This is a genomic window from Neohoeflea coraliihabitans (genome assembly GCF_019334345.1).
Taxonomy (GTDB): domain Bacteria; phylum Pseudomonadota; class Alphaproteobacteria; order Rhizobiales; family Rhizobiaceae; genus Pseudohoeflea; species Pseudohoeflea coraliihabitans.
Genome location: NZ_JAHWQX010000001.1, coordinates 761469 through 784526, shown reverse-complemented (window position 1 = coordinate 784526; position 23058 = coordinate 761469). Strand labels below are relative to the sequence as shown.

Sequence of the window (23058 nt, the reverse complement as noted above, 5' to 3'; positions counted from 1 at the left end):
CAGACAGAGCCGAATTGTCGCTGATGAGGCGATGGTTCTCGACGCATTCGGCGTCCATACCGCGATTCCGGCCGATCCAAAGGCGGGTATTGGGTGGGGCACGGGTGCACTGTCTTCACACGCCCCCGCAAGCGCGGGCGGATCGGAGGAACCCGATGACCACTGCACGTATTCGCGATTTCATTCGTACACGACGTCCGGACGGCCCCTGCCTCGTTGTCGACCTTGATGTCGTCCGCGACAATTTCCAGACGTTTCGCAAGGCTCTGCCGGACAGTTCAATCTACTATGCGGTGAAAGCCAACCCGGCTCCGGAAATTCTGGCGCTGCTCGCCGCCCTCGGCTCGAATTTCGACTGCGCCTCGGTGGCGGAAATCGAAATGGCCCTGAAGGCGGGCGCCGATGCGAGCCGGATTTCCTACGGCAACACCATCAAGAAAGAGCGCGACATCGCGCGGGCGTTTGCGCTCGGTGTCGGCCTCTATGCCGTCGACAGCCACGAGGAAGTGGAGAAGGTGGCCCGCGCCGCTCCCGGGGCGCGCGTGTTCTGCCGTGTTCTGACCGATGGCGAGGGGGCTGAATGGCCGCTGTCGCGCAAGTTCGGCTGCGTTCCGGCGATGGCAGTGGATGTCTTGGTGTATGCGCATCAACTCGGACTGATCTCGCATGGTGTGTCCTTTCATGTCGGCTCGCAGATGACCAAGCTTGATGCCTGGGACAGCGCGCTGGCGGACGCCCGGCGCGTGTTCGACAAGCTGCTGCAGCAGGGCATTACGCTGAAGATGGTCAATATGGGCGGCGGCTTTCCGACCCGGTATCTGAAAGACATTCCGACCGCAGAAGCCTACGGCCAGGCGATTTCCTCGGCGCTGCGCCGGCATTTCGGCAACCAGTTGCCGGAAACGATCATCGAGCCGGGCCGGGGCATGGTCGGCAATGCCGGTGTCATCAAGGCGGAAGTCGTGCTGACCTCGCGCAAGTGCGACAACGACAATGTGCGCTGGGTGTATCTCGACATCGGCAAATTTGGCGGTCTGGCGGAAACCATGGACGAGGCGATCCGCTATTCGATCGTCACGGATCGCGATGGCGAGGCCACCGAGCCCTGCGTGCTGGCCGGCCCGACCTGCGATTCGGCTGATGTGCTTTATGAAAAGACACCCTATGCGATGCCGGTGTCGCTGACCATCGGCGACGAGGTTCTGATCGAGGGGACGGGCGCTTACACCACCACCTATTCGGCGGTGGCGTTCAATGGTTTCGAGCCGCTGAAGTCCTACGTCATCTGAGCATCCGTGGGCGGTCCTTGTAGCCGCTCCCGGCAGGGCAAGACGGCCCTGTCAGTCCGTTTTTCGCAACAGAAAAAGCCTCGGGGTTTCCGAGGCTTTTTGCTGTCTTCAGACAGCGATCAGAAAAAGATGCCGCCGCCGATCGATGTCGGCGAAGGGGGATAGCCGATGCTGTCGCCAGACTGGGGCACGGCCGAGGTCGCCGTACAGTCGATCGCTGTGTCGGCTGACTGCGTGTGGCGCTGATCCTGCTCAGCACAGATCGATGCCGGAGGCGTGGTGTCGTCTGTGGCAGCGAGCGCAGGCGCGGCAAGGCTTGCGGCAAGCAAGGCCGTGGTCAGGGCTGTCGAAATCAAGCGTGTCATGTCGTGTTCCTTTCGCGAAGGAGCGCAACGCCGTGTCGGGCCGGGCTGCGCGGCCTTTTTTCGAGTGTTTCGTGCGGCGTACATCGATCGCCATGAGTGGATTTGAGCGGATGCGGTAGGGATTGCGCCGCGATTTCGAAAATTCGACCGGTTTTTTTGAAATCGATCGATAAAATTCGGGATCGACTGGACAGGAGCGCTGAGGCGGCGGATAGGTGACACCGCCCAGAGCTTGCCGCATGGAGGATGCCATGGATGCAGCCCTTTCGCCCGCGCCGATCTCGCTCGTTGCGCTCACCGATCTGATGTTTCGCGGCGGCACGGTCGCTATTCTGCTTCTGTTGATCATCCACCTGACGCGCTTGCCGCGCAGTCCCGTGACCATTGCCGGACTGCTGTTTTGTGGCACCGGCATTATCGAAGCGATGATCAACATTCCTGCTTCGACCGTCGCGATGGAACTGCCGGCCTGGCTGGCCGCCTTGTTGCAGCAGTTCCACTTCGTGGCGCTGTGGTGGTTCGCGCTGGCGCTGTTTGATGACCATTACCGATGGCGCGTGGCGACCCTGTGGCCGCTTGCTGTGGTGCTGCCGCTGGTGGCAGGGTTCGCCCTTGGCGGCGAGCGCATCGGCGCGGCATTCGGGGGCGCTTTGGCGCTGTTCGATGCGGCTCTGCTCGTTCTTTTGATCCGGTTGGCGCTGACGGACTCGGCCAGCGATCTGGTGCCGGCGCGGCGCACGTTCCGGCGCGCCCTGTCATTCACCGTGCCGCCATTCACGCTTCTGGTGATCGTGCTGGAGCTTGTCGATATTGGCGGAGCGGCCGCCGAGCTGCTGTGCGCCGGCTATGCCGCGGTTTTCTTTCTGCTGGCGGTCGGCTTCGGTTTCTGGCTGACGAGCATCAAGCATGCCATGGTGCTGCGCCCGACCGGGACGGCACGCACGCCGGCCGATGCCGAACTGGCTGCGGCCGATCGGTTGGAGCTCGAGAGCGTGGTGGCGGCGATGGAAAGCGGGCTGTATCTCGAACCCGGCCTGACCATCGGCGGGCTCGGTGAGCGGCTCGAGATCCCGGAACACCGTTTGCGCCGGCTAATCAACAAGGGTCTCGGCTATCGCAATTTCTCGGCCTTCGTGAATGACTACCGCATCAACGAGGCAAAGCGGCGGCTCGCCGACCCGCAGGAAGCGCGCGAACAAATCGTGCAGCACGCCTTCCGACTTGGCTATGCCTCGCTGGCGCCGTTCAACCGGGCCTTTCGCGAACGGGTCGGGATCAGCCCGCGTGAATTTCGAGAGCAGGCCTTGGCGCGCGGACCGCTTGCCGCGGAGTGATCCGCCGGCCAGCGCAAGGAGTGCTTAGCCGGCAATATCGATGACGCCGCAATCACCGGCTTCCGAAGCAAAGGCGAGCAGCCGGCCGGCCGGGTTCCAGGCCAGCATCGATATGGCGCCCTTGCCGGGCCGGCGCAGCAAGGCTTCCTTTGAATCGGCAAGCCGCACGGCGAGCACCATGCCGTCGGCATAGCCGATGGCCACCAGTTCCTCACGCGGATGACAGGCGACCGAAGTGACCATGGTGTCACTGCGCAGGCCAAGCTCCATCGGCGCTTTCCCCATCGGTCCGTCCTTGCCCTGAAAAGGCCAGGCAATCGCCGAGGGTGCGCCGGAGGTGACAAGCCAATGCCCCTTTTTTGACCAGGAAAAGGAGCGGATTTTCGCCGGATAGCCGGTCATGCGCATATGGCGTGCTTCGTCGCCATGCTTGCCGTCAAGCTTCCAGCCATGCAGGGCATTTTCCTGCATGGTGGTGACGAGGAAACGATTGTCAGGGCTGAAGGTGACCGCCGAATGCGCCCCCTTCCACTCCAGATCAAGCGGGGCAGCGTTGCCGGCGACGAAGGCCAGCGACACGCCGTTGTAGCGGGCCAGCGCTATGCGCAGCCCCTTCGGCGCGAAGGCCAGTCCCTCGATGGTGCGCGGCTCCGAGAATTCACGGTGTGTGCCGTCGGCAGTCAGCACCGTCGCCGCGCGTCCTTCGGACCAGGCGACGGTGCCACGGGGCCCGAAAGCGACGGCATTGACCCATTTGCGGGCCGGGCCGCGGATCTCGGTGAGCATGCCGTCGGCCGAAAGGGTCATTACCTTGCCGTCCTCGCCGCCGCTGATCAGGCGGTCGCCGTCCGGGCTGACGGCAGCGGCCAGGAGACCATCATGCAGCTCGTGCCGGTGGATGCCATGGTCGAGCCGAACGACGGTGCCGTCGGCCACCCCGTACACCGGGACGTCGCCGAGAAAGGCAGCAGCCAGGACATGGCCGTCAAGATCGAGCGGCGCGACGGTCGGCATCAGGCCTGGCAAGCCATGAAGGTGCGCTCGAGCTTGTCACGATCGAGATCGCGACCGATGAAGACAATGCGGCTCTGGCGCTCTTCACCCTCTTTCCACTCCCGCTGATGGTCGCCCTCGACAATCATGTGGACGCCCTGGATGACATATCGCTCGGCATCGCCGTCAAGCGCGATGATCCCCTTCAGCCGCAGGATCTTCGGCCCGTCGATCTGGGTGATCTTTTCGATCCACGGAAAGAACTTTTTCGGATCGAGCGGACCGGCCCGCAGGCTGATCGACTGCACCGTGACGTCATGAATCTTTGCCGGTTCGGCATGATTGTGGCCGTCGTGGTGGTGGTGATCATGGTCGTGGTGATGATCGTGCCCGTCTCCATGCTCGCAGGCGGGTCCGCAGATGTGGCCCGGATCATCATGGTCGAGAAACTGCGGGTCATTGTCGAGGGCGCGCTGCAGATCGAAGGTGCCGCGGTCGAGCACGGCCTCAAGCGGCACGTCGGCGCGGCTGGCGTGGTGAATGCGGGCCGAGGGGTTGATGGCCCGAATGGTCGCCTCGACGCTGGCCAATTTCTCGGAATCGACGAGGTCGGTCTTGTTGAGAACGATGACATCGGCAAAAGCGATCTGATCCTCGGCCTCGGCGCTGTCCTGCAAGCGATCGGGCAGGTGGTGCGCATCGACAAGCGCCACGACGGCATCAAGCCGGGTCTTGGCGCGCACCTCTTCATCCATGAAGAAAGTCTGGGCGACCGGAGCCGGATCGGCGAGTCCGGTTGTCTCGACGATAATGGCATCGAAGCGGCCGGGCCGGCGCATCAGGCCCTCGACGACGCGCACAAGATCGCCGCGCACCGTGCAGCAGACGCAGCCATTGTTCATCTCGTAGATCTCTTCATCGGATTCAATGATGAGATCATTGTCGATGCCGATCTCGCCGAACTCGTTGACGATGACGGCATAGCGCTTGCCGTGCGATGCTGAGAGAATCCGGTTGAGAAGCGTGGTCTTGCCCGCGCCGAGATAGCCGGTGAGTACGGTGACGGGAACAGGGGCGGGGCCTTGGCTCATGAACGATCTGCCTCGGTAACGGGAAATTTGCCGCTTCCATATAGGGTCTGGGCCGGCATTGCGCCAGCGCGCTGGCATCGGTTTTGCTCGAAGGAGGTCGAAGCCGCTTCTGGCGGGTCCTTATGGGCGGGCCTTCGGTGCAGATTTGATGGGCGTGTTGGCGCAACGGCATGCGGCGGGAGGCAGCGGGATTGGCGGATATGAAGAAGAACCGGAAGCGCGGTGAAAAGAAAGCCGCGACGGCTGGCATAAACACCGGACGAGATGCGCGCGCGGGCGCCGTGCTTGCCGCGATCGCGCAGGTGGCGCGCAGCAGCCGCACGACGCTGAACCAGTGCCTTTCGGCGCACGGGCTCTATGCGGGCCAGGATCAACTGATGCTGGCGCTCGCGCAAAAGGGCAGCCAGACAGCGGGTGCTTTGGCACAGATGCTCGGCGTGAGAGCGCCGACATTGACCCGCAGCATAACACGCCTCGCCGCCCAGGGACTGGTGCGGCGCGCGGTGTCGCCCGAGGATGGGCGCTTGACGCTGATCGAGTTGACGGAGCAGGGCAAAGGGAAAATCTCCGCCATCGAAGCTGCCCAGAAGGAGACCGCGGCGCTTGCGCTCACAGGGCTGAAGAATAAGGACATCAGGCGGCTGCTCGACAGTCTGGCGGTGATCGACATGAATCTGGCGGGCGCATCCATACGGTCAGAAGGGCAAGAGGCTGAGCCGAAAGTGGATGGCGAGGCAGAAAAAACGGGCCGGGCGCCATGAGCATTTGCAGAGCGGGTGTTCGTCACGGCCGGGACGGCGTGGCTGACAACGCGATTGCCAGCCGACCCTGAATTTTTTAAACAGACTTTAAAATGTTGAACGGGCCCCCGTCACAGGCTGGCCCAGGGGGACCCTGCGTGGCGCAAAAGGTGAAACTGTCGACGATCGCGGAAACGCTCGGCCTGTCGACAGCAACTGTTTCTCTGGCGCTTCGCGATAGCCCGCTGGTGGCCGATGCGACGCGCGAACGGGTCAAGGAAAAGGCTGTCGAACTCGGCTATATCTACAATCGCCGCGCCGCCAGCCTGCGCACTTCGCGCTCGGGCATCGTCGGTGTCGTCGTGCATGACATCATGAACCCGTTCTATGCCGAGATCCTGCGCGCAATCGAGACCGAACTCGATCGCAGCCGGCAGACCTTCATTCTTTCCAATCATTACGATTCCGTCGACAAGCAGCGCAATTTTATCGAGACGCTGCTGCAACTGGGCGGCGACGGCGTGATCATGTCGCCGGCGATCGACACACCGGTGGCGGACATCAAGCTCGCGGAAGACAATGGCATGCCGGCCATCCTCATCGCGCGGCAGGTGCCGGAACTTGATGTTCCGACGTTTCGCGGTGATGACAGCTACGGGATTGCGCTGGCGACCAATCATCTGATCAGCCTCGGGCACCGGGTCATTGCCATGATTGGGGGCACCGACCAGACCTCGACCGGCCGGGACCGGTATCAGGGCTATGTCAATGCGCTGCTCAAGGCCGGTATCGAAGTGGACCCGGGCCTCAGGATCCCCGGACCGCGCACCAAGCAGGGTGGCTTCGAGGCGGCGGTCAATTTCCTGTCAATGCCGCAAAAGCCGACAGCCGCCGTGTGCTGGAATGATCTGGTCGCCATCGGGCTGATGAACGGCGTCTCAAGAGCGGGGCTTGTGGCGGGTCGCGATATTTCTGTCACCGGCTATGACGATCTCGAAGAGGCGGCGATCGCCACGCCGGCACTGACCACGGTGTGGAACGGGCAAGCCGAGGTCGGTCGTTCGGCGGCACGGGCACTGCTCGACAAGCTGAACGGCTCAAGCGAGGCCAACGGCTTGCACCTGATCAAGCCGGAAATGCGTATCCGCCAATCGACGGCGCCGTTGAAAAAGGACTGACATGGACGAGGCGAGGCCCACCATCCTGATCCCGGGACGGATTAATGCGCATGTGCGTCAGCGCGTGCAATCCGAGTTCAATTGCATCTCGATCGAGACTGCGGATGCCTCGCTGGTGCAGCCGCATGATCGCCGGCGGGTCCGCGGCATCGCCGCGATGACCGAAATATCGGCGCCTTTCATCGATGCGTTCGATCGATTGGAAATCATCGGCAATTTCGGTGTCGGCTATGACGCGGTCGATGCCGCGCATGCGGCGAGGCGCGGCGTGATGGTCACATATACACCCGACGTCCTGTCAGATGAGGTCGCCGATACGACAATCGGCCTCGTGCTCAACACGCTGCGTCGTCTGCCGCAAGCGGAGGCCTGGCTGCGGTCCGGACGCTGGTTAAAAGAGGGCGCTTTTCCCCTCACTCCGCTGACATTGCGCGGACGCACGGCGGGAATTTTCGGTCTTGGGCGCATTGGGCTTGCGATCGCCCGCCGGCTCGAGGGTTTCGGGATTCCGGTGCATTATCACAACCGTACGCAACGTGCGGATGTCGCCTATCCCTATCACGCAACGTTGCGGGATCTGGCAGAAGCGGTGGATCTGTTGATTTGCGTGGTGCCAGGCGGCGAAAGTACGGAAAAAGCGGTTGGCGCGGAAGTGTTCGCGGCGCTGGGGGAGAATGGGGTGTTCATCAATGTCGGACGCGGCACCACGGTGGATGAGCCGGCGCTGATCAAGGCGCTCGAAGACGAAACGATTGCTGCTGCCGGTCTCGATGTGTTCGCGGATGAACCGCGGGTTCCGCGGGCGCTGATGGCGCTCGACAATGCGTGCCTGTTGCCGCATGTGGCTTCGGCCTCGGTGCCGACCCGCAACGCCATGGGTGACCTGCTCGTCGACAATCTCGTTTCCTGGTTTTCGGGCGGGGCAGCCCTGACCCCGGTCAGCGAGACACGCAGCCTGAACCGCAACAGCTGAGGCCGGCGGAGCAAGTTTGTCCGATACCAATTGCCAAAATGGCAAGGCGCACGGCCCGCGCCTATTCCGCCGCCTGCATCGGCCGGGCTTCGAGGCGCCAGCGACGCACGGCGGCGCCGAAAGCCTGGAAAATCTTGTCGGATGTGGGATCGGTTCCCACCCAGTATTCGGGGTGCCATTGCACACCGAGCGCGAAACCGGGCGCATCAATGACGCTGACGGCTTCGATCGTCTCATCCTCGGCCAGCGCTTCGACTGTCAGGCGCGGCGCGAGGTCTGATATTCCCTGCCGGTGAAGCGAGTTCACCATCGGCTTTTCATCTTCGAGAATGGCGGCGAGACACCCGCCGGGCTGCACGGCAATCGGATGGCGGACCGCAAAGGCTTCGTCACGGTCGGGGACCTCGGGTTTGCGGTGGTCAGAGCGGCCGGGCAGCTCCTGGATCTCATTGGCGAGCGTGCCCCCGAGCGCCACATTGAGTTCCTGAATGCCGCGGCAGATGGCGAGCAACGGCAGACCACGCTCGATGGCGCGGCGGATCATCGCCATGCTGGTTGCATCGCGGGCCGGGTCGAACGGGCCATGCCCCTCTGTTGCTTTGATCCCGTAATGGCTCGGATGGACATTGGTGCGTGAGCCGCTGATCAGCAGACCGTCAACGCGATCGAGCACCTGATCGGCGTCAAAGCCAACCTCGAGCGCCGGAACAATCAGCGGCTGTACTCCGGAACCGCGAATGGCGGCCTGAACGTATTGTTCGGGGGCCGCCTGCCAGACGTAACCCTCGAATTCGCGAATATCCGCGGGGATGGCAACGACACCGTTTTGCATGGCCCAGGTCCTATTGTCCTTTAGTCTAAAACGAAGGGCGTCAGATGCCCCGCAGAATACCGCAGAGCCCGTCCTTCAGCTTCGGTTCGAGCTGTCAGCCCGGCGGCTCGCAGCGGCAATTGCGTTTATATTACCGAAGTTTGCAGTGTTGTGCCACGGGGTTTGCGCTGCCTTGAGACCGGTGGTTTACCGGCAGTAAGACGGGTGATCGGCAAGTGGAAAGAAAATATGACCATTTGGCGATTTTGTACGTCTCGCATGCTTGTAAGGCCCCGCGCAAAGTGGTTTGTTTGACGCAGCTGCGAGGCCGGGGAAGGGAGCCCGGCCCGACAGTTGTTCCATATCAGGGAGGTTTTTATGGATCGTCGTTCGTTTATCAAGAAAGCCGGCGCGACTGGCGCTGGTGCGGCCGCTGCCACAACGCTGGCGGCACCGGCCATCGCGCAGGAAAGCCCGGAAATCACCTGGCGCCTGACATCTTCGTTCCCGAAGTCTCTCGATACCATCTATGGCGCTGCAGAGACGCTGGCGGAGCGGGTCAAGGAAGCCACGGATGGGCGTTTCACCATCCAGGTGTTTGCCGGCGGCGAGATCGTGCCGGGCCTGCAAGCGCTCGACGCAGCTGCGGACGGCACGGTCGAGATGTGCCACACCGCCTCCTACTACTACTGGGGCAAGGACGCGACCTATCAGCTCGGTACGGCGACGCCGTTCACGATGAACGCGCGCATGCAGAACGCCTGGTTCATCGAGGGCGGCGGCACCGACATGCTGAATGAATTCTATCACACCCAAGGGGTGCACGGCATTCCGTGCGGCAATACCGGCGCTCAGATGGGTGGATGGTTCCGCAAGGAGATCAACACGGTCGAAGATCTCGACGGGTTGAAGATGCGGATCGGCGGATTTGCCGGCAAGATCCTCGCCAAGCTCGGCGTGGCACCGCAGCAGATTGCCGGCGGTGACATCTATCCGGCGCTCGAAAAAGGCACGATCGACGCGACCGAGTGGGTCGGCCCGTATGATGACCAGAAGCTCGGCTTCAACAAGGTGGCTAAGTACTATTACTATCCCGGCTGGTGGGAAGGCGGCGCGGCGCTGCATGCCTTTGCCAATCTGGAGAAATTCAACGCCCTGCCGAAGCATTATCAAGCGATCCTCACCGACGCTTCATACTTCGCCAACGCCTCGATGCTGGCGCGCTATGACATCAAGAACCCGGATGCGCTCAAGCAATTGGTCAATGATGGGGCAGTGCTGCGGCCATTCAACCAGCAGGTGCTCGACGCCTGCCGCGAGAAGGCCCTCGAAGTGTTCGAGGAAGTCAGCGCCGAGAACGAGATGTTCAAGAAGGTCTATGAATCGCAGCTGGAGTACGCGCGCGGCGCGTATCTGTGGCAACAGCTGTCGGAGTATACGTTCGACACCTATATGATGCTGCTGCAGCGCGGCGGCAAGCTGTAATCAAACAGCTCCATCTCGAATGACCATGGGCGGGCCGCTTTGCAAAAGGCGGCCCGTTTTTTGTGGCCGGAGAACAGTATCGGCAAATTGACCCTGGCGTGTTCGGCAAAGGAAAGTCGCCGCTAACCATCTGTTTCTTGCTTATATTTTCTTTCTGCCTGTACCTTGCAAGTTCAAGCAACTGATGATTTTCTCCCTCGGCATGAAGCGCGGTTGGGGTGCTCCAGCCGGCTTTACAACGTGTACAGGGAGGTAATTCATGGATCGTCGTTCGTTTATCAAAAAAGCCGGCACGGCTGGCGCTGGCGCTGCGGCCGCCACGACGCTGGCGGCTCCGGCTTTGGCGCAGGAAAGCCCACAGATCACCTGGCGGTTGACCTCGTCATTTCCCAAGTCTCTCGATACGATCTTTGGTGCTGCGGAATTGATGGCCGACCATGTCCGTGCCGCAACCGACGGCAAGTTCGAGATCCAGGTGTTTGCGGCCGGCGAGATCGTCCCGGGCCTGCAGGCGCTGGACGCGGTGTCTGAAAACACCGTCGAGATGTGCCATACCTGCTCCTACTACTACTGGGGCAAGGACACGGCCTATCAGCTTGGCACTGCCACCCCGCTGACGCTAAACGCGCGCATGCAGAATGCCTGGTTCACCGCAGGTGGCGGCATGGAAATGCTCAATGAGTTCTACAACTCGAATGGCGTGCACGGCTTTGTGTGCGGCAATACCGGGGCGCAGATGGGCGGCTGGTTCCGCAAGGAAATCAACACCGTTGAAGACCTCGATGGCCTGAAGATGCGCATTGGCGGCTTTGCTGGAAAGATCCTGGCCAAGCTGGGCGTGTCGCCACAGCTGATTGCCGGCGGTGACATCTATCCGGCGCTCGAGAAAGGCACGATCGATGCGACCGAGTGGGTCGGGCCGTATGACGACCAGAAGCTCGGCTTCAACAAGGTAGCCAAGTATTATTATTATCCCGGCTGGTGGGAAGGCGGCGCGGCGCTGCATTCCTTCGTCAATCTCGAGAAGTACAATGAACTGCCGAAGCACTACCAGGCCATTCTGAGCGACGCCAACTCGGCGGCCAATACCGAGACGCTCGGCAATTACGACGTCAAGAACCCGAAGGCGGTGCGCGAACTGGTCAATAACGGCGCCGTCCTGCGGCCGTTCAACCAGCAGATTCTCGATGCCTGCTACAAGGCGGCAAAGGAAGTCTACGAGGAGGAATCGGCGGCCAACCCGAACTTCAAGAAGATCTATGATTCGCAGGTCGCCTATGCCCGCGAGGCCTATCTGTGGCAGCAGCTGTCGGAGTACACCTTCGATACCTACATGATGCTGCAGCAGCGCGCCGACAATATCTGATCGGCCGGACTTCAGATGAAAACCCCGGAGCGCAGACCGCGCTCCGGGGTTTTTTGTGCTGCGATGGCCGGCGGGCCGTCCTCAGTTGAAGGAGGGCGGCGTCGACAGATCCATCGAGGGTGCCGGGGCCGCCGGCGCATCGGCGCCATCTCCCGCGGAGGTCTCCGGCGTTGTCTCGTCAGCCGAATCTGCATCTCCAGGCGGATCAGAGGGGGCTGGCAAGCCAAAAGATGGCAGGCCGGGAAGTCCGCCCGGCGACGACCCGTCCTCCTGTTGCGCGGGGCTGCCAAAGGGCGGCAGAGTCATGCCGCCGCCCTCGCTTCCAAAGCCTGGCAGCTGGATCTCGATATCCTCGGACACCGTGGGTTCACCCTTGTAGTGGGTGACCAGCCCGGGAAAGAGGATGACGGTGAGAATGACAAGAAACTGGATGACGATAAAGGGCAGCGCCCCCTTGTAGATCGCCGTCGTCTTGATGCCGGGCAGGACCCGTCCAGTCGCCGTATCGGTCCATTCCTTGGTCGGCGCGATGGACCGCAGGTAGAACAGGGAGAAACCGAAGGGTGGCGTCAGAAATGACGTCTGCAGGTTGATGCCGAGAATGATGCCGAACCAGATCAGATCGATGCCGAGCGTCTCGGCGACCGGGGCGAGCAGCGGAACCATGATGAAGGCAATCTCGAAGAAATCGAGAAAGCAGCCCAGAATGAAGACGATGATGGTGACCACCACCAGAAAGCCAAGTTCGCCACCTGGCAGGGCGAGCAGCAATTCCTCGATCCAGACATTGCCATTGATGCCGTAAAAGGTCAGCCCGAAGACGCGGGCGCCGATCAGGATGAACATTACGAAGGCCGAGAGGCGGGTGGTGGAATCGAGGGCCTGCTTGACGGTCTTCAGGTCGAGCCGGCGCTTGATCAATGCCAGGACCAGTGCGCCGACAGCGCCCATCGCGCCGCCTTCCGTCGGTGTGGCGATGCCCAGGAAGATCGTGCCGAGCACGAGAAAGATCAGCGCCAGCGGCGGGATCAGCACGATCACCACTTCTTCGGTCAAGCGCGACAGGATGCCGAGATTGAACTTGCGATTTGCAAGGCTGAGAAGCAGGGCCGCACTCGCTGCGCTGACAGCGGACCAGACAAAACGCGTTTCGTAGCGCAATGCTTCGAAGACGAAATAATAGCAAATGTAGTGAAGCGCGATGGCGCCGGCGACCACCGCGACCAGTGACGTCACGCCGCTGCCCAGGGTGCGCGCCTCGACCGGCAGGGCCGGGACCCATTGCGGCTTGAAGATCGTCAGCGAGAAAATATACAGGCAGTAAGCCGTGATGATGATCAAGGCCGGGTAGAGCGCACCGACATACATGTCGCCGACCGAACGGCCGAGCTGATCGGCCATGACGATCAGCACCAGCGAGGGCGGAACGATCTGCGCCAAGGTACCGGACGCGGCGATGGAGCCGGTGGCAACCGACTGGTTGTAGCCATAGCGGGTCATGATCGGCAGCGAGATCAGGCCCATGGCGATCACCGAGGCGGCGACGACGCCGGTGGTCGCGGCGAGCAGGGCGCCGACGAGAATGACGGCATAGGCGAGACCGCCACGGATCGGTCCGAACAGCTGACCGATCGTATCGAGCAGATCCTCGGCCATGCGCGATCGCTCGAGGATCAGCCCCATGAAGGTGAAGAACGGGATCGCCAGCAGCGTGTCATTGTACATGATGCCGTAGATGCGATCGGGGTGGGCCTGCAGGAGCGGCCAGAACAGGCGAATTTCCGGAGACAGGTGCGAGACCTCGACGCCGATGACGAAATAGGCCAGCCCACCGGCCGCGAGAGTGAAGGCAACGGGATAGCCCAGCAGAAGCATGGCCATCACGGAGACGAACATGATCGGGGCAAGGTTTTCGGCGATCAGATCAATCACTTGCCCGCCTCCTGCCTGGCCGTGGCCACCATCACCTCTGCCTCGGGAGGCAGATCGTGGTGCTCCGTCTCATCCGGGATGCGCCCGATGATGATGGCGAAACGCTTGATGATTTCGGAGAAGGTCTGAAAGATCAGCAGGGTGAAACCGATCGCCACCATGATCTTGGCCGGCCAGAGGATCAAGCCGCCGGCATTGGCGGAGATTTCACCGGAGCGGATCGACTTGGTTACCCAGGGGATCGACAGCCAGGTGATCAGCAAGACGAAGGGCAGCAGGAAGATGAAGTGACAGATCAGGTCGATCCAGTCACGTGTCCGTTTGCTCAGCATATTGGAGACGAAATCGATGCGCACATGCTCGTTGCGTTTCAATGTATAGGCCGCGGCCAACAGAAAGGCCGTGCCGTACAAATACCATTGCACTTCGAGCCAGGCATTCGATGAAATGTCGAATGTCTTGCGCATGATGGCATTGCCGGCCGAAATCAGCACGGAGGCCAGGATCAGCCACGCGACATTGCGGCCGATAAATTCATTTACACGGTCGATCGCGCGGCTGAACGCCAACAAAACGGTCATCAGATCCTCCCCAAAATGACCGGCGGCGCAGGTCCTCCTATGCCTCTATACACAGCCCTCTTGGCGGGGCTTGGAAGTGGCGCGCGCATGGTCAATCGGCCTCTCCCTTACCAGTATCAAGTGTTGCCGTGCAACGCACAATGCATGATTTTCCCTGCATGGGCCGGGGGCGTATGGTGCACCCGGTCGGGAAGCTGTAAGCAAGGTGCGGGAGACGGAGAGGAGACAGCTTTGCGCGCAGAGACATTATTCGACATTTCGGGCGAGATCGCGCTCGTGACAGGCGGAGCATCCGGTCTCGGACGCCAGTTCGCCAAGGTTCTGGCTGACAACGGTGCCCGCGTCTTCATTGCCGACAAGGATGGTGCCGCGCTCGCGGCGACCGTTGACGCCTTGTCGGAGTGCGAGGGCCGGGTGAGCGGGTCCGAAGCGGATGTCACCGACGAGAGACAACTTGCGGCGCTGTTTTCCGAAATTGAGGAGGATGCGGGGCCGGTGACAGTTCTGGTGAACAATGCCGGGATGGTGCATCGCGACAAGGCCGTGCGCCTGTCGCGCGAAAAGCTGGACACGGTCCTGGCGGTCAATGTCGATGGTGCCTTTCTGGTCGCCCAGGCCATGGCGAAGCGGTTGATGGCGGCCAAACGCGGCGGCTCGATCATCAACATCTCAAGCATACTTGCAAAACAGCCGATGCGCTCCGTCATCGCCTATGGCGCGGCAAAGGCGGCACTGAGCATGATGACACGCACGATGGCCCTGGAGTGGGCCGGCAGCCAGATTCGGGTCAATGAAATTCGTCCCGGTTGGTTTGAGACCCGCCTGACGGAAGATTTCCTGAAAGGGCCGGGCCGCGAGGTGTTGCGCGCGCAGGTGCCGTTGCGGCGCCTGGGACAGCCCGGCGACCTTGATGGCGCCTTGCTTTTCCTGGCCTCGCGCGCCAGCGCCTACATGACCGGTGCGTCCATCACGATAGACGGCGGCTATACCCTGGGTCGCTGACTTTTGCCGATCTGAGCGCCGCGAACAGCCTGAGAAACGAAATTTCCGCTGTTTATCCTGAATCAAGCATTAATGACATGTACTGCAAATCTCAAATAAATACTTTTATGTCGGAAATTATATCAACAATATATTTTCGGACATTGCCATGGGACAAGTGTTTATCTGAAATACAATTTCCCGTTTGGCATCTGAGAGTTGCAACTTTTGGCTGTTCTGGTGATACAACTTGTTAATGTCGGAAGCCTAGATTTGCACGTGATATAGAAACGGGTGCAGAAGATGCTGCCGACAGATCAGAGCGACGACGCCGCGGAAGTCCGGCTGTCGTTCGTCAAATCGCTTTATCTCAAGCGCGGGACATTGTTCGCGGGTATGGTGGCTCATGTCGTGACGGCATCGGCGATCTATGTGCGCACGCAGGACATCTTCTACCTGTATTGCGGCTTGGCGATGATCTGCATCTGGGCGGCGCGAATGGGCAAGATGCTTGCCTTCGACCGATGCGACACGACCCGCTTCAGCATGCAGGATACGGTGAAATGGGAACGGCTGTATGTCGCCGGCCCGGTGGCGGGCGCCCTCGTGCTGGGTATCATGTGTGCCTATGCCCTGGTTGTGTCCCGCGATTCCTTTGCTGAACTCGCTTCTGTCTCGATCACCCTTGCCAGCATGATTTCGGTGGTCGGCCGCAATTTCGGCTCGCGGATCAATGTCGATCTGATGATTCTTGCGGCCTGCCTGCCCTTGCTTGGCGGATTTCTGGTGCTGCGCGATCCCTACATGGTCGTTCTGGCGCTGTTGCTGCTGCCCTTATTTCTGACAACCCGGTCGATGGCCAACGGCGTGCGTGAATTTCTGTTCAACACGGTGATGGCCGAGAGAAAAACGGCGCAACTTGCGGAGCGCTTCGACATCGCGCTGAACAACATGTCACACGGGCTGTTCATGCTGAATGGTGATGGTCAGATCGAGGTCTTCAACAATAAGGCTCGCGAAATCTTCCGGATCAATCCGGCGCTCGACCTGCGCAACCGGTCGCTCAAACTCGCGCTGCGCATGGGCGCACGCAACGGGATCCTGCCCGCCGAGAGCCTGAGGGAGATCTCGTCGCGTCTGGAAAACCTTCTCAAGGGGCGCGAGCGCCGGGCGCTGATCCGCTTTGCCGACGACACCTGGCTCGAATTCACCTCCCGGCTGCGCGGCTCGCAGGGCGTCGTCCTGATATTCGAAGACGTCAGCGCGCGCATCCGCCAGGAGGAAAAGATCCTGCAGATGGCTCGCTACGACACGCTGACCGGTCTGGCGAACCGCAGCTGGTTCAGCGAATTGGTGGCTGAGCGGCTGTCGCGCAACGAAGCAAGCGACCAGGTGGCGCTGGCCGTGTTCGATCTTGACGACTTCAAGCATGTCAACGACACGATGGGGCATATCGCCGGCGACAGGCTGCTGGCGGAAGTGGCCGCCCGACTGGACAAGCAACAGCATGACGATATTCTCATTTCGCGCTTCGGCGGCGACGAGTTCGTCATCTTTTTTGCCGAGGTGCCGAACACCAGCCGGCTCGACGCGCTGATGGCGCGTATCACCCGCGCCATGGCCGGGCCCTATCAGATTGATGGCCATCAGTTGCACATTACGGTGAGCGGCGGCGTGGCGCTTTCACCGGCCTCCGGCGCGGCGCTCGATGGCATGCAGATCAAGGCTGATCTGGCGCTTTACGACGCCAAGCGGCGCGACAAGAACCGCTGGTCCCTGTTCGTCGAGTCGATGGACCAGAAATATACGGAACGCCAGAAGCTGAAGAATGATCTGCGCGAAGCGATCAGCACTGAATCGATGAGCATCGCCTATCAGCCGATCTTTCTGCCGGATGGCTCGCGCATCATGGGGGCGGAAGCGTTGTCACGCTGGAACCACCCGGAAACCGGACCGGTATCCCCTGCCGTCTATATTCCGCTCGCCGAGGAAATGGGCATTGTCACGGATCTTACCCGCTGCATGATCAACCGGGCCATTGCCGATTGCGTGACATGGCCGGCCAACAGGTTCGTCTCCGTCAATCTTTCGGCGCACGACCTGGCGAGTACGGAAATCATCGCCGTCGTTGAACGCGCGCTCGCCCGTTACGGCCTGGCGCCGGAACGGCTGTATCTGGAGATTACCGAGAGCGCGCTGGTCGATGACCCGCGGTCGGTTCGCCGCATTCTGGAGACGCTGCGCGGCAAGGGCATCACCATCGCCATTGACGATTTCGGCACCGGCTATTCGAGCCTGAGCTATCTCGACATGCTGCCGCTCAACAAGGTCAAGATCGACCGCTCCTTTGTCGCCAACATCACGGACGATCGGCGGAAACTCAAGCTGCTGCGCGGCGTTGTCACGCTGTCGCGCGAGCTGGGCCTTGACGTGGTCATCGAAGGTGTCGAGACCGAGGCGCAGCTTGCCGTGTTGCTGGAAAACGACTGCGCCGACCTGATCCAGGGTTTCATTTTCGGAGCACCGATGCCGGCCAATGCCTTCATCGAGCTGTGCAACAGGGTCGGCTCGAAAGCCGCCTCCGGAACTGTCGTGAATGTGTCGGCGACGACGCGCCGCGGCTGAGGGCGCTGCTGCCCCTGTGACGTCCGCTAGGGCCGACGGGCGAACATCGCGCGAAATCCAGTAAATTTTACTAGATATTTAGACGCATTTTATTAACCATGTCTTGTGAAAGATGCCGTCTGTAACATTTCGCACCTTGCTTCACTCTTTATTAAGGTTAAGCTTGTATTAACCGAGTGAAAGTGGATGTGCCATGCGTGATGAGAGTCGGGTTTCTTCCGGATTTGTGAATCGCCTGATGCGGTTGCTCGACAGTGTCGAGTATCGGCGCATTGAATCGCGTGAGGATCTCGAGGCCGTGGCGCGGGTGCGCTACAACGCCTATGACCAGATCGGACTGGCTCCGAAAACCGGCACGGTGATGATCGACGAGGAAGACTTCGCCAGCAACGCGCATGTCATTGGCATCTATTATGACGAGCGGCTGGTCTCGACGATCCGCGTGCATCACGTGACGCAGAAGGAACGGACCGGACTGGCGACCGCCTGTTTCCCCGATGTCATGGACCCGCTGCTCGACGCCGGGCGCACCTTCATCGATCCGGTGCGATTTGCCGCTGATCCGAAAGTGCTGCGGGAGCTGCCGGGCATTCCCTATCTGACCCTGCGGATCGCAACGATGGCGACCGACTATTTTGCCACGGATTACTGCCTGTCCGTGATCAAGCCGAACCACAAGGCCTTCTATCAGCGCATCTTCAACTCCAAGCCACTGATAAAGCCGCGTTATCTCGAGCGGTTCGACAGCATGGTCGAGCTGTATGGCTCGGATGCCCACAGCGAATTGCAGAGAATCTATCAGCGCTTCGGGTTCTTCAACTCGACGGCGATGGAGCGGCGCATGATGTTCGCTCCGGTAGCGGTCGGCCGGACGCCGGTCCTCACCGTTCGGCCAACGGCGCGATTTGCGATGGCGCGGGCGCACTGATCCGTCGCTGCCGGGCGGACCTCAACGCCCGCTCTTTCCGATCTCAGCTGTCGCGCGCGGCAATATTATTCTCCGGATTGGCGCAGCTCAGGGGGGTTTGTTTCCTTGCGCTGCCGAGAGGCATTGTGTAATCGATCGGGCCATTGGTCTGATCAGGAAAGGCAAATCGATGGCTGAGCACGTCGAAGGACCGGTCGAATCCGGTGCGCAAATGGATTATCACGAGCACGAGAAAACCTATGCGGGTTTTCTGGCTGCCACGAAATACGGCACCTTGCATCTTGTTACCCTGATGATTGCCATGGCGGTGTTCTTCTTCACGGGCGCCGGCTTCTTTTCCAGTCTGATCCTGCTCATCATTCTCAGCGCCATCGGCGTGTATCTGCTGCGCTGACGCTCGGCACGGGCGGGGCGGCGGATTTCGTCCGCCAAAGAGAGTAACAACGTCTCATGCGGGACGGGGAGGACGAATTGGCAGATCAGGTATTTGTCGGCAAGGAGACCGAGTCGGCGGAGAGCCGCGTTGCGGCATCGCCGGAAACGGTCAAGAAAATGAAAGCGCTCGGGCTCGACGTGATCGTCGAAAGCGGCGCCGGGGCGGGATCGTCGATCGCCGATAGCGACTTCGCGGCGGCGGGGGCGACAATCGCTGATGCCAAGGCGGTCGGCACGGCGGATATCGTTCTGCGCGTCCGGCGACCTTCGACAGCCGAGGCGAAACGGATGAAATCCGGCGCTCTGTTGCTGACGCAGATGGATCCCTATGGCAACGAGGCGGCCCTCGATGCTTTTGCCAAGGCCGGCGTTACCGCCTTTGCCATGGAACTGATGCCGCGCATTACGCGGGCGCAGTCGATGGATGTGTTGTCATCCCAGGCCAACCTTGCCGGCTACCAGGCGGTGATCGAGGCAGCGCACGCATTCGGCAAGGCGATGCCGATGATGATGACGGCAGCCGGCACGGTTCCCGCGGCCAAGGCCTTCGTGATGGGCGCCGGTGTTGCCGGCCTGCAGGCGATCGCAACGGCGCGGCGGCTGGGTGCGGCGGTCTCGGCGACGGATGTGCGGCCGGCCGCAAAGGAGCAGGTGGCTTCGCTCGGTGCCAAATTCATTGCGGTCGAGGACGACGAGTTCAAGGCGGCCGAGACATCGGGCGGATATGCCAAGGAGATGTCGAAAGACTATCAGGACAAACAGGCGGCGCTTGTTGCCGATCACATCGGCAAGCAGGACATGGTGATCACCACGGCCCTGATTCCAGGGCGTCCGGCGCCTCGGCTGATTTCGCGCGACATGCTGAATTCCATGCGCGGCGGTTCGGTGGTCGTCGATCTGGCCGTGGAACGCGGCGGCAATGTCGAAGGCTCAGTGGCCGGTGATACGGTGCAGGTCGGTGATGTCACGGTGATCGGCATTGCCAACATGGCCGGCCGTATCGCGGCAAGCGCGTCGCTGCTTTATGCCAAGAACCTTCTGACTTTCCTGCAGACCATGATCGACAAGGAGACGGGTGCCGTTTCAGTCGATTTCGATGATGAACTCGTCAAGGCCACGGCGCTGTCGCGCGATGGTGCCCTGATCCATCCGGGCTTTGGTGGCACAGCCGTGAAGGAGGATGCGTGATGGCCGGTTCCGCTATCGATGCGGCGCTCGAACAGCTCAACAACGCTGTCGAGGCGCTGAACACCGCGGTCGTCTCGGACCGTTTCTCAGAAGTGGCCGATACCGCGGCGGCGACGGCCCATGCCGCCAGCGGCGGCGCCATCGATCCGTTCGTCTTCCGGCTGGCGATTTTCGTGCTGGCGATCTTTGTCGGCTATTACGTGGTCTGGTCGGTCACGCCGGCGCTGCATACGCCGCTGATGGCGGTGACCAACGCGATCTCCTCGGTGATCGTCGTCGGAGCATTGCTGGCCGTCGCGACATCGTTGTCGGGGCTGGCGAGCGGCTTCGGGTTCGTCGCCCTGATCCTTGCTTCGGTGAATATATTCGGCGGCTTCCTGGTCACCCAGCGAATGCTGGCGATGTACAAGAAAAAAGAGAAGTGAGGGCCGCCTGATGTCACAGAATTTCGCGGCTTTCGCCTATCTTGTCTCCGGCGTCCTGTTCATCATGGCGCTGCGCGGCCTGTCGCATCCGACGACCAGCCGGCAGGGCAATGTCTACGGCATGGTCGGCATGGGCATCGCCATTCTGACAACGCTGCTGCTTGCCAAGCCAGGGTTTGGCGGCCTGGTGCTGATCCTCATCGGGTTGGGTATTGGTGGCGGCGTCGGTGCCTATGTGGCGCGCAAGATTGCCATGACCTCGATGCCGCAGCTTGTCGCCGGCTTTCATTCACTGGTCGGTCTGGCGGCGGTGCTGGTGGCGGCGGCGGCGCTTTACTCGCCCTCGTCGTTCGGCATCGGCGCAGTCGGGCAGATCCACGGCCAGGCCCTGATCGAGATGTCGCTTGGCGTGGCGATCGGGGCGATCACGTTCACCGGCTCGATCATCGCGTTCCTGAAACTTGACGGGCGGATGTCCGGCAAGCCGATCCTGCTGCCGATGCGGCATGTTGTGAATGGCGGCCTGCTCCTGGCCATCGTGGTGCTGATCGCCTTGCTGGTCGGCAGCGAGAGCTACACGGTGTTCTGGCTGATCGTCCTGGCTTCGCTGGCGCTCGGCGTGTTGCTGATCATTCCGATCGGCGGCGCCGACATGCCGGTGGTGGTTTCGATGCTCAACTCCTATTCCGGCTGGGCGGCTGCCGGCATCGGCTTCACACTCGGCAATCTGGCGCTGATCATCACCGGCGCGCTGGTCGGCTCGTCCGGCGCCATCCTGTCCTACATCATGTGCAAGGGGATGAACCGCTCCTTCATCTCGGTGATCCTCGGCGGCTTCGGCGGCGAGGCCGCGGCGGCGAGCGGCGATGACTACGACCGCACGGTCAAGCAGGGTTCGGCCGACGACGCCGCCTTCCTGATGGCCAACGCATCGAAGGTGATCATCGTACCGGGCTACGGCATGGCCGTGGCGCAGGCACAGCACGCGCTCCGGGAACTGGCCGACAAGCTGAAAGCCAACGGGGTCGAAGTGAAATACGCCATTCACCCGGTGGCGGGCCGCATGCCCGGCCACATGAACGTGCTGCTGGCCGAAGCGAATGTGCCCTATGATGAGGTCTTCGAACTCGAAGACATCAATTCGGAATTCGCCCAGGCCGATGTCGCCTATGTCATCGGGGCCAATGACGTGACCAATCCGGCGGCGCGCGACGATCCGTCCTCGCCGATCTTCGGCATGCCGATCCTCGACGTCGACAAGGCGAAGACCTGCCTGTTCGTCAAGCGCTCGCTCGGCTCGGGCTATGCCGGCATCGACAACACGCTGTTTTACAAGGACGGCACGATGATGCTGCTTGGCGATGCCAAGAAGATGACCGACGACATCGTCAAGGCAATCGAATAGGCGCAATCTGCGCTAAAGCATGATCAAGGCTCGCCGCTTGCGGCGGGCCTTTCTTTTTCAGCTCCTCATCCACTCCCGTCGCACCGCTCGTAGACTGTTTCGGTTGCCATCACGGGAGCTTGCATGTCGATCCGATCGGAATTGCTGGAGCTGCGCGGTGAGGCCAGCGCGATCAACCCGAGATTCGCTGCCCTGCGGTTGCTGTGCTATTTGTCTATAAAACCCTTAATAATATTCATTAGGCGAAAATATTTTTCAATAATACGCTGTCCGCAGCAGAAAATCGGTCGTATGTGGAAGCCGTTGCATCAGGACGCGTCAAGAAAACGGTAATCGAGAAGTTTTTTAGTTGACCGACGGGATACGGCTATGTGTCCGGGTTGCGTCCGGGAGAAGTCACGGGGCGACCGGTAAAGCCGTATTTCAAGACATTGTACCTGGTTCGCGTGGTGCTCAAGCATAGTCCCGAGCGCCGCATGGGATTTTCCGTCCTGACTGCATTTCCGATCCCCGCTGAAAGCCGAAGGAGATAGGGACAATGCCACAAATCGAGGTTCCGGAGGAATTTTCCCTGCTTGTCGGCGAGATGTTTGAGCCGTTCAAAAAGATTCCTGAGTTCCCGGTTCTGTTCAACATCCTCTATCAGACAATGGGGGACGACGATGGTCGTTCGCCCGAAACCTTGCGGCGCGGTCGCGTGGTCGTCGCTTTTCTGGACCGCATTCTCGCAGAAGATCACAGCAATGCCGAACTGGCCAAGATGTATGTTTGCGATGCCGGGGCCTCGGAATGCGCGACGGACATGCACGCCTATCTCAAACTCATTCGCGACCATGTCGATGCGATCAACAGACAGGTGGAAAACGGAACCTTCGTCCCGCTGGACGTCAAATCGTTGCCCCCGCGTTGAACTGATGATGACTTATGAGGGTG

General features: G+C 61.1%; 21 protein-coding genes. 15 read left to right on the top strand and 6 right to left on the bottom strand.

Translation table 11 applies throughout. The features are described from left to right. Window positions 1-155 precede the first annotated feature (155 nt). Window positions 156-1289: an ornithine/lysine decarboxylase gene (gene odc2 / locus KY465_RS03705; RefSeq protein WP_219200029.1), complete on the top strand. Its 1134-nt coding sequence runs from the start codon at window positions 156-158 to the stop codon at window positions 1287-1289. A gap of 119 nt (window positions 1290-1408) precedes the next feature. Here odc2 and KY465_RS03700 read toward each other — a convergent pair whose 3' ends face one another. After that, window positions 1409-1654, bottom strand: a complete 246-nt coding sequence (locus tag KY465_RS03700) for a hypothetical protein (RefSeq protein ID WP_219200028.1) — start codon at window positions 1652-1654, stop codon at window positions 1409-1411. Between the two features lie 251 nt (window positions 1655-1905). Between KY465_RS03700 and KY465_RS03695 the strand changes: the two genes are divergently transcribed. After that, window positions 1906-2988, top strand: a complete 1083-nt coding sequence (locus tag KY465_RS03695) for a helix-turn-helix domain-containing protein (RefSeq protein WP_219200027.1) — start codon at window positions 1906-1908, stop codon at window positions 2986-2988. Window positions 2989-3012: 24 nt separating this feature from the next. Here KY465_RS03695 and KY465_RS03690 read toward each other — a convergent pair whose 3' ends face one another. Together KY465_RS03690 and KY465_RS03685 are read right to left on the bottom strand one after the other, a co-directional pair. After that, on the bottom strand, window positions 3013-4002 hold the full coding sequence (locus KY465_RS03690) for a WD40 repeat domain-containing protein (protein WP_219200026.1): 990 nt from the start codon (window positions 4000-4002) through the stop codon (window positions 3013-3015). Then, a complete protein-coding gene (locus tag KY465_RS03685) occupies window positions 4002-5072 on the bottom strand; it encodes a CobW family GTP-binding protein (RefSeq protein WP_219200025.1) in 1071 nt (356 codons plus the stop codon). The genes KY465_RS03690 and KY465_RS03685 overlap by 1 nt, the downstream gene beginning before the upstream one ends. A gap of 200 nt (window positions 5073-5272) precedes the next feature. On the opposite strand from KY465_RS03685, the gene KY465_RS03680 reads away from it, so the two are divergent. The 3 genes from KY465_RS03680 (at window position 5273) to KY465_RS03670 (ending at window position 7963) form a co-directional block, all read left to right on the top strand. Further along, window positions 5273-5833, top strand: coding sequence for a MarR family winged helix-turn-helix transcriptional regulator (locus KY465_RS03680; protein WP_219200024.1), 561 nt, complete (start codon window positions 5273-5275; stop codon window positions 5831-5833). 137 nt (window positions 5834-5970) lie between these two features. Next, window positions 5971-6990: a LacI family DNA-binding transcriptional regulator gene (locus tag KY465_RS03675; protein ID WP_346432584.1), complete on the top strand. Its 1020-nt coding sequence runs from the start codon at window positions 5971-5973 to the stop codon at window positions 6988-6990. Window position 6991: 1 nt separating this feature from the next. Then, window positions 6992-7963: a 2-hydroxyacid dehydrogenase gene (locus KY465_RS03670; RefSeq protein ID WP_219200022.1), complete on the top strand. Its 972-nt coding sequence runs from the start codon at window positions 6992-6994 to the stop codon at window positions 7961-7963. Between the two features lie 61 nt (window positions 7964-8024). Here KY465_RS03670 and KY465_RS03665 read toward each other — a convergent pair whose 3' ends face one another. Continuing rightward, the gene (locus KY465_RS03665; RefSeq protein ID WP_219200020.1) at window positions 8025-8795 is read right to left on the bottom strand and encodes a gamma-glutamyl-gamma-aminobutyrate hydrolase family protein; all 771 of its coding nucleotides are present in this window, start codon (window positions 8793-8795) and stop codon (window positions 8025-8027) included. Window positions 8796-9152: 357 nt separating this feature from the next. Here KY465_RS03665 and KY465_RS03660 point away from each other — a divergent pair, with 357 nt between their 5' ends. After that, window positions 9153-10259: a TRAP transporter substrate-binding protein gene (locus KY465_RS03660; protein ID WP_219200019.1), complete on the top strand. Its 1107-nt coding sequence runs from the start codon at window positions 9153-9155 to the stop codon at window positions 10257-10259. Between the two features lie 259 nt (window positions 10260-10518). After that, window positions 10519-11625: a TRAP transporter substrate-binding protein gene (locus tag KY465_RS03655; protein ID WP_219200017.1), complete on the top strand. Its 1107-nt coding sequence runs from the start codon at window positions 10519-10521 to the stop codon at window positions 11623-11625. A gap of 81 nt (window positions 11626-11706) precedes the next feature. On the opposite strand, the gene KY465_RS03650 is transcribed toward KY465_RS03655, so the two are convergent. Together KY465_RS03650 and KY465_RS03645 are read right to left on the bottom strand one after the other, a co-directional pair. Then, a complete protein-coding gene (locus KY465_RS03650; protein WP_219200015.1) occupies window positions 11707-13557 on the bottom strand; it encodes a TRAP transporter large permease in 1851 nt (616 codons plus the stop codon). Continuing rightward, window positions 13554-14138 (bottom strand): TRAP transporter small permease subunit, encoded by a 585-nt coding sequence (locus KY465_RS03645; RefSeq protein WP_219200013.1) that lies wholly within the window; start codon window positions 14136-14138, stop codon window positions 13554-13556. Before KY465_RS03645 ends, KY465_RS03650 begins: the two co-directional genes overlap by 4 nt. A gap of 231 nt (window positions 14139-14369) precedes the next feature. Between KY465_RS03645 and KY465_RS03640 the strand changes: the two genes are divergently transcribed. From KY465_RS03640 to KY465_RS03605, 8 genes are all read left to right on the top strand, one after another. Beyond that, window positions 14370-15140, top strand: coding sequence for an SDR family NAD(P)-dependent oxidoreductase (locus KY465_RS03640; protein ID WP_219200011.1), 771 nt, complete (start codon window positions 14370-14372; stop codon window positions 15138-15140). 282 nt (window positions 15141-15422) lie between these two features. Beyond that, window positions 15423-17744, top strand: a complete 2322-nt coding sequence (locus KY465_RS03635; RefSeq protein WP_219200010.1) for a putative bifunctional diguanylate cyclase/phosphodiesterase — start codon at window positions 15423-15425, stop codon at window positions 17742-17744. A 193-nt stretch (window positions 17745-17937) separates the two neighbouring features. Further along, window positions 17938-18672, top strand: a complete 735-nt coding sequence (locus tag KY465_RS03630; RefSeq protein ID WP_219200009.1) for an N-acyl amino acid synthase FeeM domain-containing protein — start codon at window positions 17938-17940, stop codon at window positions 18670-18672. A 169-nt stretch (window positions 18673-18841) separates the two neighbouring features. Next, window positions 18842-19066, top strand: a complete 225-nt coding sequence (locus tag KY465_RS03625) for an aa3-type cytochrome c oxidase subunit IV (RefSeq protein WP_219200008.1) — start codon at window positions 18842-18844, stop codon at window positions 19064-19066. Window positions 19067-19143: 77 nt separating this feature from the next. Further along, window positions 19144-20295, top strand: a complete 1152-nt coding sequence (locus tag KY465_RS03620; RefSeq protein WP_219200007.1) for a Re/Si-specific NAD(P)(+) transhydrogenase subunit alpha — start codon at window positions 19144-19146, stop codon at window positions 20293-20295. Further along, window positions 20295-20720 (top strand): NAD(P) transhydrogenase subunit alpha part 2, encoded by a 426-nt coding sequence (locus tag KY465_RS03615; protein WP_219200006.1) that lies wholly within the window; start codon window positions 20295-20297, stop codon window positions 20718-20720. Before KY465_RS03620 ends, KY465_RS03615 begins: the two co-directional genes overlap by 1 nt. Window positions 20721-20730: 10 nt before the next feature. Beyond that, a complete protein-coding gene (locus KY465_RS03610) occupies window positions 20731-22125 on the top strand; it encodes an NAD(P)(+) transhydrogenase (Re/Si-specific) subunit beta (protein ID WP_219200005.1) in 1395 nt (464 codons plus the stop codon). Between the two features lie 538 nt (window positions 22126-22663). Further along, window positions 22664-23035 carry a hypothetical protein gene (locus KY465_RS03605; RefSeq protein WP_219200004.1) on the top strand — a complete coding sequence of 124 codons (372 nt, stop codon included), beginning with the start codon at window positions 22664-22666 and terminating at the stop codon, window positions 23033-23035. Window positions 23036-23058: the final 23 nt, after the last annotated feature.